This window comes from Colwellia aquaemaris, assembly GCF_057548755.1.
In genome coordinates this window covers 193,553-210,370 of sequence record NZ_BAAJLV010000004.1, presented here as the reverse complement: position 1 = coordinate 210,370, position 16,818 = coordinate 193,553, and the positions used below count along the sequence as shown (strand labels likewise).

Genomic DNA, 16,818 nt, shown 5'->3' with positions numbered 1-16,818 from the left:
TGCTTAGTTAAAGATTTCAATTCAATTATAGAAAGTTAAGGTTTTATTATGAGTCGTGCTGAGCAAGTTTTAGCGGTCAATAATGATTTACCCATTCGTACTGATAAAGCAGTACATAGTGGCAAAGTTCGCTCTGTTTACTGGTTAACCGAGTCTGATAGTCGCCGCTTGATTGATGAAAAAGGTTATGATGTTCCTAGTGATACACCGTTAGCCATTATGGTGATCAGCGATAGAATTTCAGCCTTTGATTGCATTTGGCACGGTGAAGGTGGTATGAAAGGTGTACCAGGTAAAGGTGCAGCGCTAAATGCTATTTCTAACCATTGGTTCAAACTTTTTAAAGAGCAAGGTCTAGCCGATAGCCATATTCTTGATATTCCTCATCCGTTTGTTTGGATAGTGCAAAAAGCACAGCCTGTGATGATAGAAGCGATTTGTCGTCAGTATATAACGGGTTCTATGTGGCGCTCATACAGTAAAGGTGAGCGTGAATTTTGTGGCATTGAACTTGTTGATGGCTTGGAAAAAGACAGCAAGTTACCAGCATTATTGCAAACGCCGTCTACCAAAGGTATTTTAGAGGGGATTCCTGGTGTTCCTGCCGTTGATGATGTCAATATTACTCGCAAGAATATCGAAGAGAACTTCGCTGCTTTTAATTTTAAGTCTGAAGATGATATTGCTCTGTACGAAAAACTTTTAACACAAGGTTTTGATGTTATATCGGCAGCACTTGCCAAGCTTGATCAAATTTTTGTTGATACCAAGTTTGAGTTTGGTTATGTCAAAGACAAAGCGGGCAATGACAAGCTAATTTATATGGACGAAGTTGGTACACCTGATTCTTCTCGTATTTGGGATGGTGAGCAATACCGCGCTGGTAAAATTGTTGAAAACTCGAAAGAGGGTTTTCGTCAGTTGTTATTAAATCACTTTCCAGATCCTGATATCCTGTTAAATAAAGATCGTATGGCTGAGCGTGAAGCGCTTGCACGTGATAATGCATTACCAGCTTCTGTGCTAATGGCAGTATCTGAAACTTATACGGCCATTGCTGAGAAAGTTACCGGCGATAAAATAGTTCTGTCAGATAACCCTAAGCAAGAAATTATCGACATTTTGCGTGAACAATATCAATTGATAGATTAATAAACCGTTTTCCATCCTTTTAAGCCTCGCACTCGCGGGGCTTTTTATTTTCTTTATTCACCTTGTCAATTAATGCTTGTAGCGTCGATTTATATTTTTACTAGCGTTAGCTGGCATAACGCACCTCACTTTGCACCTTGATATTTTTTATTGCACCAAATTAGCACTCTTACCTTTGATGCTTGCACTGCCTTGGTGCTTATTTGCATTGTTGTTTATGCTATATGCCTCTATTTGTTTGTAATTATTGGCTTTTTCACTTTGGGTATAATTGGTGCTTAGTGTTAGGTAAATAAAAAATTCAAAAATAAGAATTAAATTAACTGCACTAAAGGTGAACGTATGAAGTTAGTCACAGCAATTATTAAGCCCTTTAAAATGGATGATGTTCGTGAAGCGTTAAGCGAAATAGGTATCGATGGTATGACAGTTACCGAAGTAAAGGGCTTTGGTCGTCAAAAAGGCCATACCGAGTTATATCGTGGTGCTGAATATTCGGTTGATTTTTTGCCAAAAATTAAATTTGAAATTGCCGTGCGAGATGACTTTTTTGAGCGTGTTGTTGAAACGATTGTAAGCTCAGCACAAACCGGAAAAATTGGAGACGGTAAAATTTTTGTTACTAACATTGAAAACGTGACACGTATTCGCACCGGAGAAACTGATGATGAGGCTATTTAAGCTTTTATGTCTGGCATTGTTAGAGAAATCTTTGTTGCTAAATAGTGTTAATTTATCTTTGTGGAAATAAAAATGAATAAAATAATTATACTAATGTTTACTTTATTGTTTGCTGTGCCAAGCATAGCTAGTGAAACCGAGTTAAACGGTGCTAATACGGCGTGGATTTTAACATCTACCGCATTAGTGTTATTAATGACTTTACCTGGTTTAGCCCTATTTTATGGTGGTTTAGTACGTAGGAAGAATATTTTATCTATTCTAATGCAATGTTTTGCTATTGCAGGTTTGTCGTCTATTTTATGGTTTGTTATAGGTTACAGCTTAGCATTTGGTGAAGGCAATGCATGGATAGGTGACTTTAGCAAAGTGTTAATGATGGGAATAACAAAAGAGTCACTTTCAGGTGATATTCCTGAAAGCTTGTTTATGTTATTTCAAATGACTTTTGCGGTAATAACACCGGCTTTGATTATTGGCGCCTATGCTGAACGTATGAAGTTTTCTGCGGTATTATTGTTTTCTGCACTTTGGTTACTTGCTGTTTATGCGCCGGTAACACATTGGGTATGGGGCGGTGGTTGGCTTGCACAAATGGGGGTTTATGACTTTGCTGGCGGTATTGTTGTGCACATAACTGCAGGTGTTGCCGCTCTTGTTGCCGCCGTTGTTTTAGGGCCTCGCCATGGCTTTCCTAAGACGCCAATGTTGCCTCACAATTTAACCATGACGGTAACTGGCGCAGGCATGTTGTGGGTTGGCTGGTTTGGCTTTAATGGTGGTAGTGCTTTGGCAGCAACTGGTGATGCGTCGATGGCGATGTTAGTAACGCACTTGTCAGCGTCTGCTGGTGCGTTAACTTGGGCGGCTATTGAGTGGAAAAAATTTGGCAAAGCTAGTGTTTTAGGTGCGGTAACGGGTATGGTTGCAGGTCTTGGTACAATTACACCTGCCTCAGGCTTTGTTGGCCCTGGTGGCGCACTCATTATTGGTATTGCTGCCGGTATTGTTTGCTTTTACGCGACGGTTTATATCAAGCAAAAATTAAGAATTGATGATTCGTTAGATGTATTTCCAGTGCATGGTGTCGGTGGTATTTTAGGTACCTTGCTTGCTGGTGTTTTTGCTTCAACTGAACTAGGCGCTTTTAGTGGCTATGGCTATGCCGAGGGCATTAGCACTATGTTAGGGCAAGTGACGGTGCAACTTATTGGTATTGGCGCAACGATTTTATATACGGCGCTTGTATCTTATGTACTATTTAAACTCGTTGCATTAATGACAGGTGGTTTACGAGTATCAAAAGAGCAAGAAACCACAGGGCTTGATTTAATAGAGCACGATGAGTCAGGTTATAACCTTTAATACTTTCCTAAATTGCATAAAGGCTTACGCGTAAGTAAGCCTTTATTTGTGCCTAAAAGAGCAAGTCGCCAACTATTCTAAAAATAAAAGTTAATCAGTACTAACTTTTTGTTGAAAAACGTAGATTTACTCTACTCTCATAGTGATTTTTTGTGTAAAATCATTCACCATTTTTATTAATCGAAAAAGTCTAGCTAAAGGCTGAATTGTCGGCCGATGTTAATGCTAGGTCTCGTATTGTCGAGACGCAGGCATTTAAAACACGCTTTAGAGGAACTCATGAATTTAGACGATATTATATTGCAGGCAGAACAAGCCATTGCTGCGGCAACTGATCCTGCTGAACTTGACCAGGTTCGCGTTAACTTTTTAGGGAAAAAAGGTTTGTTCACGGAACAAATGAAAGGCCTAAGTAAGTTACCAAAAGAAGAGAAACCCAAAGCGGGTCAAGTGATTAACATCGCTAAACAAAAAGTTCAAAAGTTATTGAATGAACGCGGTGAGTTACTGCGTGCTGAAGTTATTAAGCAACAGCTTGCGGCTGAGTCAATTGATGTAACTTTGCCAGGACGTGGCGATGAATTAGGTGGTTTACACCCAGTAACTCGCACTATTGAACGAATAGAAAGCTTTTTTGGTGATTTAGGCTTTTCAGTGAAACAGGGGCCAGAAGTTGAAGATGACTTTCATAACTTTGACGCCTTAAATATTCCTGAACACCATCCTGCTCGTCAAGATCATGATACTTTCTATTTCAACCCTAAGTTAGTGTTGCGTACGCAAACATCGGGTGTACAAATTCGTACTATGGAGAAAGAACAGCCGCCATTACGTATTATTTCTCCAGGCAAGGTATATCGTAACGATTATGACCAAACCCATACGCCGATGTTCCACCAAGTGGAAGGTTTAATGGTCGATAAAGATGTCAGCTTTACTCACCTTAAAGGTATTTTGCATGACTTTTTACATCACTTTTTTGAAGAAGATTTAGAAATTCGTTTCCGTCCATCATACTTTCCGTTCACTGAGCCTTCAGCGGAAGTTGATGTAATGGGAAAAAATGGTAAATGGTTAGAAGTATTAGGTTGCGGTATGGTGCATCCAAATGTATTGCGTAGTGTTGGTATTGACCCTGAAGTATATACTGGCTTTGCCTTTGGTATGGGGGTTGAACGCTTAACTATGTTGCGCTACGGCGTAAATGACTTACGTTCATTCTTTGAAAACGATCTTCGCTTCTTAAAACAGTTCAAGTAGGAAAGCCATATAATGAAATTTAGTGAATCTTGGTTACGTGAGTGGGTTAATCCTGCTATTTCTTCTGATGACTTAGCGCATCAAATCACCATGGCTGGCCTTGAAGTTGACGCAGTAGAGCCTGTTGCAGGTGAGTTTACCGGCGTATTAATTGGTGAAGTGGTTGAATGTGGCCCACACCCTGATGCTGATAAATTGCAAGTTACAAAAATAAATTTAGGTCCAGACTTTAACGATGGCGAGTTAGTCGACATAGTGTGTGGTGCTAAAAATTGTCGCTTAGGGCTGAAAGTTGCGGTAGCAACGGTTGGTGCAGTATTGCCAGGCAACTTTAAAATTAAAAAAGCTAAGCTGCGCGGCGTACCATCACACGGTATGTTATGTAGTGAGTCTGAAATTGGCTTAGCAGAAAGTGCTGATGGGATTATGGAATTAGCAAGTGATGCGCCACTAGGCACATGTGTTCGTGAATATTTAGATCTAAACGATGTGACTATTGATGTTGATTTAACTGCTAACCGTGGCGACTGTTTAGGCCTTAAAGGTTTAGCACGTGAAGTTGGCGTATTAAATAGCTTAAGTGTTACTGAGCCAACGATAACAGCGGTAACTCCGACTATTGATGATACTGTTGCTATTAACTTATTAGCTGAGCAAGCATGTCCTCGTTACTTAGGCCGTGTGATCAAAAACATCAATGTTAATGCCCAAACACCATTATGGATGGTGGAAAAGCTACGTCGTTGCGGTACACGTTCAATTGACCCAGTAGTTGATGTCACTAACTATGTATTGTTAGAGCAAGGTCACCCAATGCATGCCTTTGATTTAGCAGCAATTGATGGCGATATTAACGTACGTTACGCTAATGAAAATGAAAAGCTCGTTTTACTAGATGAAAATGAAGTGACACTTTCAACAGAGACTTTAGTGATTGCAGATGATGCAAAAGCGTTAGCGATGGCGGGTATTTTTGGCGGCTTAGCCTCAGGTGTTACTACTGAGTCAAAAGATATCTTTTTAGAAAGCGCCTTTTTTACACCATTAGCTATTTTAGGTAAAGCGCGTCAATATGGTTTACATACCGATGCTTCACATCGTTATGAGCGTGGCATTGACCCGCAACTGCAACGTGATGCTATGGAACGCGCTACACAGCTTTTACTAGAAATTGTTGGTGGTGAAGCAGGTCCAATCGTAGAATCCGTATCGAAAGATAACATACCAGCAGAAAAAACAGTAACTTTACGTCGCAGTAAACTTGACGGTCGTATTGGTCATCATATTGATGATGCAACGGTAACAGAAATACTAACACGTTTAGGTTTTAACGTTTCTGAAACAGGTGAAAGCAACGAAAAAGTATGGTGTGTAGTTGTTCCTGCATACCGCTTTGATATTAGTATTGAAGTTGATTTGATTGAAGAAATTGCTCGTATTTTTGGTTATAACAATATTCCCAATGTTTCACCAACAGCAACTTTGGCGATGCGCGAGCAAAAAGAAGCTAAGTTAGCCGTGAGTAAATTACGTACCACCTTAGTTAATCGTGGTTATCAAGAAGCAATTACGTACAGTTTTGTTGACCCTAAGGTACAAGCTTTATTGCACCCAGGCCAAGAAACGATGATTTTGCCGCATCCTATCTCATCTGAAATGTCAGAAATGCGTGTCAGCTTATGGACAGGACTATTACAATCGGTTGCCTATAATCAAAATCGTCAGCAAAATCGTGTACGCTTATTTGAAACAGGTTTACGCTTTATTCCTGATGAAAGTGCTGAAAATGGCGTTCGTCAAGATAATATGATTGCCGGTGTCCTAAGTGGTCAACGCAGTGAAGAACATTGGGATATTGAAAAGGCCGCTACTGACTTTTACGATATTAAAGCCGATGTAGAAGCACTATTAAGTTTAACGAGTAACGAAGCTGCTTATCAATTTTCAAAAGCAGAAATTGATGCTTTACATCCAGGCCAAACGGCAGCTATTCATAAAGATGGCGTGTTAGTTGGTCATGTTGGTGCCTTACATCCTGAATTAGAAAGGAAATTAGGCTTAAATGGTCGGACATTAGTTTTTGAACTTTTATTGAGCGAAGTTTGTACGTTAAATATCCCGCAAGCGCGCGATATATCTCGCTTTCCGGCAAATAGACGCGATATTGCTGTTGTTGTTGAAGATCAAGTTAGTGCAAATAATGTACTACAACTTATTGAAAAGGTTGGCGGAAATTATTTAGTTGATCTAAACTTGTTCGATGTATACCGAGGTAATGGTATTGAATCTGGTTTTAAGAGCTTAGCAATTGCAATGACATTGCAAGATAACGATAAAACCTTAGAAGAAAAGGATATCACTGACGTTGTTGACCGAGTGGTTGATACATTGAAAACTGAACTTAATGCATCTCTGAGGGATTAAAAAATGGCGCTAACTAAAGCAGAAGTAGCAGAACATTTATTTGAAAAGGTTGGGCTGAGTAAGCGCGACGCAAAAGAAATGGTTGAAGTGTTTTTTGAAGAAATTCGTGAAACTCTTGAATCAGGTGAGCAAGTTAAATTGTCTGGCTTTGGCAATTTTGATCTTCGTGAAAAAAGCGAGCGTCCAGGGCGTAATCCAAAAACTGGGGAAGATATTCCTATTTCGGCGCGTAAAGTAGTTACGTTTCGTCCAGGTCAAAAGCTTAAAAGTCGCGTAGAAGACGGTAACGGCGAATAAAATAGCAAGTCAGTTTTGCATTGTGTGATTTGAAAAAGGTTGCTTAGGCAGCCTTTTTTAATATCTGCATTATATAATATCTGCTTTCTTTTTCTTAAATGGATATGTAGCCGCAATATACAGCAGCTCTTTTATAACAAGTGCTGTAATAGCTATAACAGCACCTGTGGCTATAGCTTCTAGCTCTAAAGGTATTGCCATAGAAAAATGCTCTGCTGTTGCTATTGCGATTTGCTGATCAAGGTGTCTGATAAAGCGATAAAGGCTATCTAGGTAGTTGGTTGTGTTAATTTGCTCTAGATGAGCGGTAAGGTATTGTATGCGTTCTAACAAGCGCTCTATAAGTTCCCCTGTATTGACGATAGAAGCTTCATTGTTGCTTTTATAACGAGTAATCATAGAGACTAAACTGCCGTCAAAATGCTGCTGTGCTATGGTTTCAAATTGAGCAAGCTGCAATTTTGCTTCGTTGAGATGGCCGCTAAGTCGTTGTTGGTATTGCTGAATAAACTCCGGCAGCTGCACGCCAAGAATAAAGGTGATAGTGAAAAAACAACGGTCGATTACGGTGTTAATGATTGTCAGCATAAAACGAATTATTTAATAACAAATTAATACATCATGTACTTTACGTTAGCACAAGCACTCGTAAAGATCCTAAATTCCCCGTAGCTGATTGTAAAAATTGTATTCTCTCGAACTAAAGCGGTTATTCATTGTGTAAATACCAATATTATTTCTTACTTATTTATTAATAAAAAATGTTAATATAGTGACTTCCCGATAGTGATGTTATTACATCACTATCGCTATTAAATTGTTGGATGCATTTTACTATTATGCGAAGACCTATACAGTCAGAACACGAAGTAACTACCTTTAATTGGCGTGTTGTTAAGCTTCTTCTCCCTTATTTATTTGAATTTAAAACACGAATATTACTGGCGCTAGCTTGTTTAATATTGACTAAAGTGGCCAGTGTTTATTTGCCTTTTATTTTAAAAGATATTGTCGATATTTTAGATGAGCAACAAGAGAATCGCATTTTCATTGTGCCATTTGCCTTAGTGGCAGCGTATGGTTTGGTACGACTTACCATAGTATTATTTGCCGAAATTCGCGATACCTTATTTGGCCGCGTAACAGAGCGGGCAATACGGCGCATCGGTTTAAAAGTTTTCCAACACTTACATAAGCTAGATTTAGACTTTCACCTTAATCGCCAAACCGGTGGTTTATCTCGAGATATTGACCGTGGCACATCAGGTATTAGTTTTCTCATGCGTTTTATGGTGTTTAACATAATTCCCACTCTAATCGAAATTGTTATGGTGGTGAGTATCTTACTGATTAATTATGGTATTTGGTTTGCACTTATCACGTTAATGTCAATTCTGCTTTATGTTGCATATTCAGTATTCGCCACCGATTGGCGCACGCGATTTATTCGCGCAGCAAATAAAGCCGACTCCTCAAGTAATTCCCGGGCAATTGATAGCTTACTCAATTATGAAACTGTTAAATATTTCACCAATGAAGAATATGAGGCAAAAGCGTATGACCAACAACTGGCCAGTTGGGAAAAGGCAAAAATGCAAAATCGTTTATCGCTATTTGCCCTTAATGGCGGCCAAGCGTTTATTATTTCATGTTCTATGACCGCAATGCTAGCACTTGCCGCGTATCAAGTTACCCACCAGCAAATGACATTAGGCGACTTTGTATTAATTAATGCTTTTATGATGCAACTATTTATTCCATTGAATTTTTTGGGGTTTGTTTATCGTGAAATAAAAGGCTCGTTAGCCAATATTGAGCATATGTTTGACTTGATGCTCAGAAAGCCAAAAGTAGAAGATAAAGTTGATGCCAAGCAGCTAACATTGTCAAAGGCGGAAATTGTTTTTGAAAATATTTCCTTTGCATACAATGACAAACGTTCGATCATTAAAAACTTATCTTTTACTATTAAGTCAGGGCAAAAAGTCGCCGTTGTGGGAGAGAGTGGCTCAGGCAAGTCAACGTTGGTGAAGTTACTGTTTCGATTTTATGATTGTGGTAATGGCAGTATCAATATTGACGGACAAAACATTTGTGATGTGAGTCAACACTCGTTGAGAAGCCATATTGGTATTGTCCCGCAAGATACTGTGTTATTTAACGATACATTATTTGCCAATGTACAATATGGTAACCCTGATGCTGACAAAAGTGCGGTAATGAATGCCTTTGACATGGCGCATTTGTCTGATTTTGTTAAACGTTTACCAGACGGTATAGACACGGTTGTAGGTGAGCGAGGTTTAAAGCTTTCAGGTGGCGAAAAGCAGCGAGTTGCCATTGCTAGAACAATATTAAAAAATCCACGCATCTTGGTTTTTGATGAAGCAACATCATCATTAGATAGTCAGTCAGAGCAAGCTATTTTAAGTGCAATAAAAGAGGTTGCCGAGCACCGCACGAGCTTAGTTATCGCCCATCGACTTTCAACAATAGTTGATGCTGACAATATTATTGTTATGCGACACGGCGAAATTGTTGAGCAGGGCACACATCAGGAATTATTAGCGAAGAAAGGCCACTACAATAGCATGTGGCAATTACAACAAAGCGACAATAATTAATTTTTTATTCAATTTTCTAGGCTAGTACAAAGGTATGACAGAAGTTTTGGAAGTGCAGCAAACTAAACAATGGCTTGAGCAGGTGATTATTGGACTTAATTTTTGTCCATTTGCTAAAAAAGAGTTTGTTAACGATACCATTTATTATCATGTGAGTGACAAAGCGCAAGTTAAAGCTGCTTTAGTGGAGTTAGTAAATCAACTGGAATATTTACGTGATAATCCTGATATTGAAACTAGTTTAGTTATTTATGAGCAAGGTTTCCGTGACTTTAATCGTTTTTTAGACTTAGTTGATTATGCTAATGATGTCATCCTTGATTATGGTTTCGAAGGTATATTTCAAATTGCCAATTTTCATCCTGAATATTGTTTTGCGGATACTGATTATGATGATGCGGGTAATTTTACCAACCGTTCTCCTTACCCAACATTACACTTAATTCGTGAAGAGAGTATGGAAAAGGTATTGAAAGTTTATAAAAATCCAGAAGCAATACCTGACAATAATATTGCCTTAGCGCATGAAAAAGGGGCTCAGTACTTTCAATCAATATTAACTCATATCAAGCCAAATTAAATTGTAAATATCACTTAGTTAATTGACGTATTGCTACGTATTATTACAGTTAGATAACAACTCGTTTAGGTTGAAAATTGTACAATGCCACTTCAGTATTGGAGGGCATTATGAAAACTAGTTACCAAGGGCAGTTATATTACTTTAAGTCTTTTGAGGATTTATGGCATTTTTATAGCGAAAAACTACAAGCAATTAAAGTATAAAGCTTTCCTTAGTCAAGCCGACAGCCACGGCTCATAAATATTCTTCAACAGCGAAAACACCTTTCTTATTATATTTTAAACTTTTGTTGTTTATTGTTTGTACAAGGTGTTTGAATTTTCATCACAATTACAAGCATATTCCCAGATACCCTTGAATTACGATATACTGCAGAGCATTGTGTGGTAATAAAGCAGTAAAATGCTTTTCAGTTAGGTAACTATTTTCGTGGAAAAACTTCCTGTAGTAAAAGTTGGTGGTAGCATAGAAAATGCTACTAAAGGTGAATATTCTCTTGATGTAAGGGAGATATTAAAAGAAGCTTGGCAGCTGACGTTAAAGTCTCGACTATCAATTAATGTCGGTTTATTTATTTGCTTATTAATTGCTATGTTTACCTCAATGCTGGTCAGTTCGCCAATGGGGGGTATTGAAGCGGTAATGAAAGATCCGCAATCAATAACATTACTCAATATAATCGTTACCTTAGTTGTATACCCTTTCCTTGCTGGCGTTGAAATGATGGGAGTTTTTCACTCGGTTGGTTTGAAAACACGCTATCAGTTAATTTTTGCTTTTTTAAAGCGTGGCAGCTGGGTTGCCGTTTGTGCGCTATTAACCTCAACCCTTGTTTCGATAGGGTTAGCCTTGTTTTATTTACCAGGTATATTTTTAGCTGTGGCCTTGTCGTTGGCGCTTCCGTTAGTGGTTGAAAAACAAATGTCACCTATGAAAGCGATAGTGCTTTGCATAAAAGCAACACGTTTTCAGTGGTTTAAAATTTTTGCTATATACTTAACATTGGTATTGGCGATGATCATATCGGCAATGCCGATTGCAGCAGCTGCAGGCTCTGAGTTAGGTTTTATTGCTATAGCATTTTTTCTGTTCTGTTTAGCCTATATAGCGCCAATGTTTTATAACGTTAAAGGCATTTTATATCGCGAAATTTTTGGCTTACATATGCAAGCTTCATCTGATAACTCAAATACTATTAACGATACATTTTCAGCTTAACTTGTTGAATTTATATCTAAAACTAAAAGAGAGTTTAATGATTAATATACAAACAAAGGAGTTGATGACTTGAATATATTTAGTAAACAGCATTTTATCGCCTTCGCATTTACTTTATTACTTATTGCCGGGTTAGTGGCTCCATTCACGTTTTTACCTGTACCAGTGCAACAACTAGTACCTGAGCCGGTAATACCTGAAAAAAAAGTTGAGGTGGTCAAGGTTGTAGAAAAGCCACTACACAATGTTCGTTTACCTGACTTTGCCAGTATTCGAGATGTAAAAGAGAAGAAGAGAACGTTTTTTGCTTTTATTAAACCTGCTGTTCTTGCTGAGAATGAAAAAATATTAGCATTGCGCACAGAAGTACAGCGTTTGATTGCGCAATTAACCTTGGAGCAGCCACTTAGTGAGCAAGAGCATGCTTTTATTGCCGATTTAAGTAAGCAATATCGCGTGAGCAAAAAGTTTTCCCTTTTAAGAAAACTTTACGAATTACAGTTGAAGGTTGATGTTATTCCACCAGCGTTAGTGTTGGTTCAAGCAGCAAATGAGTCGGCGTGGGGAACATCTCGATTTGCCCGCATAGGATTGAATTTTTTTGGTGTCTGGTGTTATAAAAAAGGCTGCGGTATGGTGCCAAATGGTCGCAATGTCGGTGCTAAGCATGAGGTGGCTGCATATAGCTCAGTAGAGCAAGGTGTGGCTCGTTATTTGAAAAATATTAATACCAATAGCGCGTATATGGTATTTCGTACCATTCGTGGTCAGTTGCGAGAACAAGAACAACCATTAGCTCCTGAAATATTAGCCACAGGTTTAATTCCCTATTCGGAGCGTGGTACAGATTACGTATTAGAGTTAACGGAAATGATCCGGCATAATCAAAGTTACTTAGCACTAAATTCAGATTAATTACTAAAAGAAAGCTCAAACAAAAAACTCGTTAGTGGTGCTAACGAGTTTTTATTTTTAAATTGCTTTAACATTTATCTCTTCGTTGAGTGAATAAACAAAGAGTAATAGCCCTTAGTTAAAGATGCACTTTTATCATAGCACTGACAGTGCTTTCGTTGTCGATACCCTGGATACCAAATTTATTATGCCAGTATGAGTACTCTATCCCGACTTCAAAAAACTTTGCTTTGCCAAAGTATTTGCCAACATCTAAACGGACTTGTGGGTTGAAGTGAAAATCTGCTTGATGATCATCGGCCGCAGATGACCAGTCTAGGTAACCATCAATAATAATATCGTGATCGCCTAATGCAACCGGATAACCCCAAGCAACTGTTAGTTGGTAATCGTTGTCTGTATCATCATTTTCAGCCAAATAAACATTACTGCTTAAGTAATTAAAGCCAGACACATCCCAAGAAGCACCAATGCCCACTAAATAGTTATTAAAGCCGAAACCTATACCATCTTTATTGCCTGTATCATGCTCATATGTACCAGCAAGATATAAATCAGTTAATGGGCCCATTGCTAGTTTGTTGCCGGTTAGATAGCTCAGGCTTAAGCGAGCTGAGACTTCACCATAAGTTTCTTCGTGTCGAGCATTGTTTTTATCTTGGCTAGCAGTGATGCGATCAGCAAAAAAGAAAACATCGCCCCAGTTATGGCCAGAGGCATGCTCAAAAGTGATGACATTAATATTGTCGTTGGTTAGCACTTCAAAGTCGCTGGTATTTTTTAAGTAGCTAATGGAGTTGTCGCTCCACAATGTTTCAGCGTTAACTGCTCCCGCGATTAAAATACCTACACAGGTAATTGATTTAGCCATCTTAGTAGTTATAGACATAGGTGATAATTCCCAAAAATTGATTAAGCGAAAAAGGCGAATTTGAATAGAAACAATAGTGCTAGGCATAAAACACTGATGTTGATTTTATTGAAGTGACCACTAAATGCTCGTACAGCAACATAGCTAATAAAACCAAACGCAATGCCATTGGCGATAGAAAATGTTAATGGCATGGTAATACAAATAACTGCTACCGGCACGGCTTCTGATAGGTCATCCCATTGCACATTAACTAAGCCTGCCAGCATTAATACAGCTACATAAAATAATGGTCCAGCAGTCGCATATGCTGGCACCATGCCTGCAAGCGGAGAAAACATTAAGGACAGAAGAAATAAAACGCCAACGGTTACTGCTGTTAATCCGGTGCGGCCACCAGCACTAACGCCTGCCGTACTTTCTACATAACTGGTTGTAGTAGATGTCCCCAACACACTACCGGCAACTGTCGCGGTAGAGTCTGCTAATAATGCTTTGCCTAAACGTGGAAAATTACCTTTTTCATCCAGTAAATTACCGCGCTGTGCAACGGCAATGAGTGTGCCCGAGGTATCAAATAAATCGACAAAAAGAAATGCGAAAATCACTGACAACATACCGACTTCTAATGCTCCGGCGATATCAAGTTGCATCAAAGTTGGCGCAACAGATGGCGGCATGGAAACGAGGCCCTGATATTGAACATCGCCAAAAATAATTCCTAGCAGGGTGATCACTAGAATCGAAATCATCACTGAACCATTGACCCCACGATTGGCCAAGCCAACAATTAAAAATAAGCCAACAGCAGCAAAAATTGCAGGGAGTGAGGTAATGTCACCTAAAGTAAGTAACGTTGCTGGGCTGTCAATTACAATACCGGCATTTTTCAAGGCGATAAAAGCTAGAAATAAGCCAATACCCGCAGCAATACCAAAGCGCAATGAATGTGGAATACTGTTGATGATCCATTCTCGAATATTAAAAAGGCTAAGGATGATAAAGACAATACCTGAAACAAATACTCCACCTAACGCCACTTGCCATGTATAGCCCATGTCGAGTACCACGGTATAAGTAAAAAAGGCGTTTAAGCCCATACCTGGTGCTAATGCAATTGGATAGTTGGCCAATAATCCCATAACAAAACAACCAATTGCAGCTGCGATACAGGTTGCCACGAATACTGCGCCATGATCCATACCTGAATCTGCTAGCATTGCTGGGTTGACAAAAATAATATAAGCCATGGTGAGAAAGGTTGTGAAGCCAGCAATAATTTCTTGTTTGACTGAAGTATTATGCTGTTGAAGCTGAAATAGTTTTTCGAGCATTAGAGAGCCTTGTTTGAAAAATACCAATGTTAAATGTTGAGTTAAGTTATTTAATTTCTACAATGTTTAATAAATCAGTAGGAGCGACATTTAGTGAAGACTTTTCTGTTATTGTGGCATCTACAAAACCTTCTTGGTCGAATGCGGTATCGCCGCCTGCAATGATGCCTGAGTCGCTATTGATCGTTTTAAAGTCGAATAATTGCGCATCACATAAATGTGAAGGTACAACGTTTTGCATGGCTGTAAACATTGATTCAATTCGCCCTGGGTGGTTTTTGTCCCAATCTTGCAACATGGCTTTGATATTTTGGCGTTGTAAGTTTGGCTGAGAGCCACATAGGTTACATGGGATGATAGGAAACTGTTTTAGTTCGGCATATTGAATGAGCTCTTGCTCTTTACAAAATGCTAATGGACGAATAACTACATGTTCGCCGTTGTCAGAAACCAGTTTTGCTGGCATTGATTTTAACTTTCCGCCATAAAACATATTTAACATCAAAGTTTCTACCATATCATCACGGTGGTGTCCTAAGGCTATTTTAGTTGCGCCAAGGGCTTTAGCGGCTTTGTAAAGTAGTGCTCTGCGTAAACGTGAACATAAACTACAGGTGGTTTTTCCTTCTGGAATCTTCTCTTTTACAATAGCATAGGTGTCTTCTTCGACAATTTGATAGTCAACACCAAGTGACTCTAGGTAATTAGGTAAAATATGCTCAGGAAAACCTGGTTGTTTTTGGTCAAGGTTAACAGCAACTAGTTCAAACTTTATTGGCGCAGAGGCTTTTAACAGCATTAAAATTTCTAGCAGCGCATAACTGTCTTTACCGCCAGATAAGCACACCATAATTTTATCGCCGTCTTCAATCATGTTGTATTGTGCAATAGCTTGGCCAACATGACGTCGTAAACGTTTTTCAAGCTTTTGTAATTGTGTGTTTTGGCTAGGTGTTAAGGGTGATTTTAAATCTGCGCTCATAATTAATTCCCAATAAATTGCGGCGCGTAGTATAGCCGAAGCTGTGAAATGAAAAAAGTTGAACAGGCCATTAAATCCGGCAAGTTCAACTTCAATTTATAAAAATTTGTACTAGATCACATTATTCAATGTCGAGTGGTGAAATATAACCTTCAGGTTTTAATGCCAATACATCACAGTTTAAGCGATCAATGACATGTTCGGCTGTGTTGCCAATAAGTGCCGCTGATAAGCCGGTTCGGCCTACGGTACCCAAAATAACTAACTCGGCGTCTAGGGTGTCCGCCACACTTTGAATAACGTCTTCAGGCAAACCTTCTTTTATATGGGTGTTTTCTTCAGCAATGTTAAACGCGCTTGCATGCGCTTTCATGGCATTCTCATGATGTTTTTGCATTGAACGGTTGTAATCGCTGGCATTGAACTCTGGAATTTCAATGGCAATATTAACTGGCGTGCCGGGAAAAGAGTTAACTAAGTGTAAGTTGGCTTTCATCACTTTTGTTAGTTGTTTAGCTTCAGCAGTAATTTTGTCATTAAGTGAACTGTGCTCTTCTTCGTCACTACCAATATTTAGCGCTGCTACTATGTTGCCATTGTCAGGCCATAAATGTTCTTTTACTAACAACACAGGGCAAGGGCACTTACGCAAAAGATGCCAGTCAGTTGGTGTAAAAATTACCGACTTTAACTTATCGTGCTGGTGCGTCCCTTTAATCACTATGTCGTAGCCATTTTTTAATACTTGCTCAATAATTTGCTCGAATGGACGGTTATGCCATATCACACGACAATCTACGTTTAAGCCATGTAAATCGAGCTCTGCAAGTAATGTTTGTAGCCATTGGGTTCTGTCATTGATAACGGATTGACGCATGGCCTCACGTTCATCACTTGATAACATAGTAGTCATTTCATAAGAAAAATCGTATATGGTCAAAAATGCAGTAATGTTAGCGCCAGTTTTACGGGCTAATTCTATAGCACGCTTTAGCGCTTTTTGATCTTCTGTTGTTGGATCAACAATAGCGAGTATTTTTTGATACTTATCCATATCTAATTCCTTTATCAATTATCTGCTGTAGCTATAACAATAGAATAGTTTGAAACAA

The 16,818-nt window shown here is 38.9% G+C and carries 15 protein-coding genes; 10 read left to right on the top strand and 5 right to left on the bottom strand.

What is annotated here, in order from left to right; all coding sequences use genetic code 11:
• Positions 1–48 precede the first annotated feature (48 nt).
• The 6 genes from AC27HL_RS12830 to AC27HL_RS12805 all read left to right on the top strand — a co-directional run bounded on the left by AC27HL_RS12830 (position 49) and on the right by AC27HL_RS12805 (position 7,179).
• Positions 49–1,152 carry a phosphoribosylaminoimidazolesuccinocarboxamide synthase gene (locus tag AC27HL_RS12830; protein ID WP_487081408.1) on the top strand — a complete coding sequence of 368 codons (1,104 nt, stop codon included), beginning with the start codon at positions 49–51 and terminating at the stop codon, positions 1,150–1,152.
• A gap of 342 nt (positions 1,153–1,494) precedes the next feature.
• Complete coding sequence (glnK, locus tag AC27HL_RS12825; protein WP_487081406.1) at positions 1,495–1,833, top strand: P-II family nitrogen regulator; 339 nt, start codon at positions 1,495–1,497, stop codon at positions 1,831–1,833.
• A gap of 93 nt (positions 1,834–1,926) precedes the next feature.
• Positions 1,927–3,198, top strand: coding sequence for an ammonium transporter (locus tag AC27HL_RS12820; protein ID WP_487081706.1), 1,272 nt, complete (start codon positions 1,927–1,929; stop codon positions 3,196–3,198).
• Between the two features lie 279 nt (positions 3,199–3,477).
• Positions 3,478–4,458 carry a phenylalanine--tRNA ligase subunit alpha gene (pheS, locus tag AC27HL_RS12815; protein WP_487081405.1) on the top strand — a complete coding sequence of 327 codons (981 nt, stop codon included), beginning with the start codon at positions 3,478–3,480 and terminating at the stop codon, positions 4,456–4,458.
• A 12-nt stretch (positions 4,459–4,470) separates the two neighbouring features.
• The gene (gene pheT, locus AC27HL_RS12810) at positions 4,471–6,882 is read left to right on the top strand and encodes a phenylalanine--tRNA ligase subunit beta (RefSeq protein WP_487081404.1); all 2,412 of its coding nucleotides are present in this window, start codon (positions 4,471–4,473) and stop codon (positions 6,880–6,882) included.
• A 3-nt stretch (positions 6,883–6,885) separates the two neighbouring features.
• On the top strand, positions 6,886–7,179 hold the full coding sequence (locus tag AC27HL_RS12805) for an integration host factor subunit alpha (RefSeq protein ID WP_487081402.1): 294 nt from the start codon (positions 6,886–6,888) through the stop codon (positions 7,177–7,179).
• Positions 7,180–7,248: 69 nt separating this feature from the next.
• On the opposite strand, the gene AC27HL_RS12800 is transcribed toward AC27HL_RS12805, so the two are convergent.
• Entirely contained in the window at positions 7,249–7,767 is a 519-nt protein-coding gene (locus tag AC27HL_RS12800) for a DUF2937 family protein (protein ID WP_487081401.1), read from the bottom strand.
• A gap of 251 nt (positions 7,768–8,018) precedes the next feature.
• On the opposite strand from AC27HL_RS12800, the gene AC27HL_RS12795 reads away from it, so the two are divergent.
• From AC27HL_RS12795 to AC27HL_RS12780, 4 genes are all read left to right on the top strand, one after another.
• On the top strand, positions 8,019–9,803 hold the full coding sequence (locus tag AC27HL_RS12795; protein WP_487081399.1) for an ABCB family ABC transporter ATP-binding protein/permease: 1,785 nt from the start codon (positions 8,019–8,021) through the stop codon (positions 9,801–9,803).
• 34 nt (positions 9,804–9,837) lie between these two features.
• Positions 9,838–10,383: a DUF1415 domain-containing protein gene (locus AC27HL_RS12790; RefSeq protein WP_487081398.1), complete on the top strand. Its 546-nt coding sequence runs from the start codon at positions 9,838–9,840 to the stop codon at positions 10,381–10,383.
• Between the two features lie 432 nt (positions 10,384–10,815).
• Positions 10,816–11,604, top strand: coding sequence for a hypothetical protein (locus AC27HL_RS12785; RefSeq protein ID WP_487081397.1), 789 nt, complete (start codon positions 10,816–10,818; stop codon positions 11,602–11,604).
• A gap of 69 nt (positions 11,605–11,673) precedes the next feature.
• Positions 11,674–12,519 (top strand): glucosaminidase domain-containing protein, encoded by an 846-nt coding sequence (locus AC27HL_RS12780; protein WP_487081395.1) that lies wholly within the window; start codon positions 11,674–11,676, stop codon positions 12,517–12,519.
• Between the two features lie 118 nt (positions 12,520–12,637).
• Here the strand turns inward: AC27HL_RS12780 and AC27HL_RS12775 are convergent, their stop codons facing one another.
• The 4 genes from AC27HL_RS12775 to uspE form a co-directional block, all read right to left on the bottom strand.
• A complete protein-coding gene (locus tag AC27HL_RS12775) occupies positions 12,638–13,408 on the bottom strand; it encodes an outer membrane protein OmpK (RefSeq protein ID WP_487081394.1) in 771 nt (256 codons plus the stop codon).
• A 23-nt stretch (positions 13,409–13,431) separates the two neighbouring features.
• A complete protein-coding gene (locus AC27HL_RS12770) occupies positions 13,432–14,724 on the bottom strand; it encodes an NCS2 family permease (RefSeq protein ID WP_487081393.1) in 1,293 nt (430 codons plus the stop codon).
• A gap of 46 nt (positions 14,725–14,770) precedes the next feature.
• The gene (gene ttcA / locus AC27HL_RS12765) at positions 14,771–15,706 is read right to left on the bottom strand and encodes a tRNA 2-thiocytidine(32) synthetase TtcA (protein ID WP_487081392.1); all 936 of its coding nucleotides are present in this window, start codon (positions 15,704–15,706) and stop codon (positions 14,771–14,773) included.
• Between the two features lie 121 nt (positions 15,707–15,827).
• Entirely contained in the window at positions 15,828–16,760 is a 933-nt protein-coding gene (uspE, locus tag AC27HL_RS12760) for a universal stress protein UspE (protein WP_487081391.1), read from the bottom strand.
• Positions 16,761–16,818 lie beyond the last annotated feature (58 nt).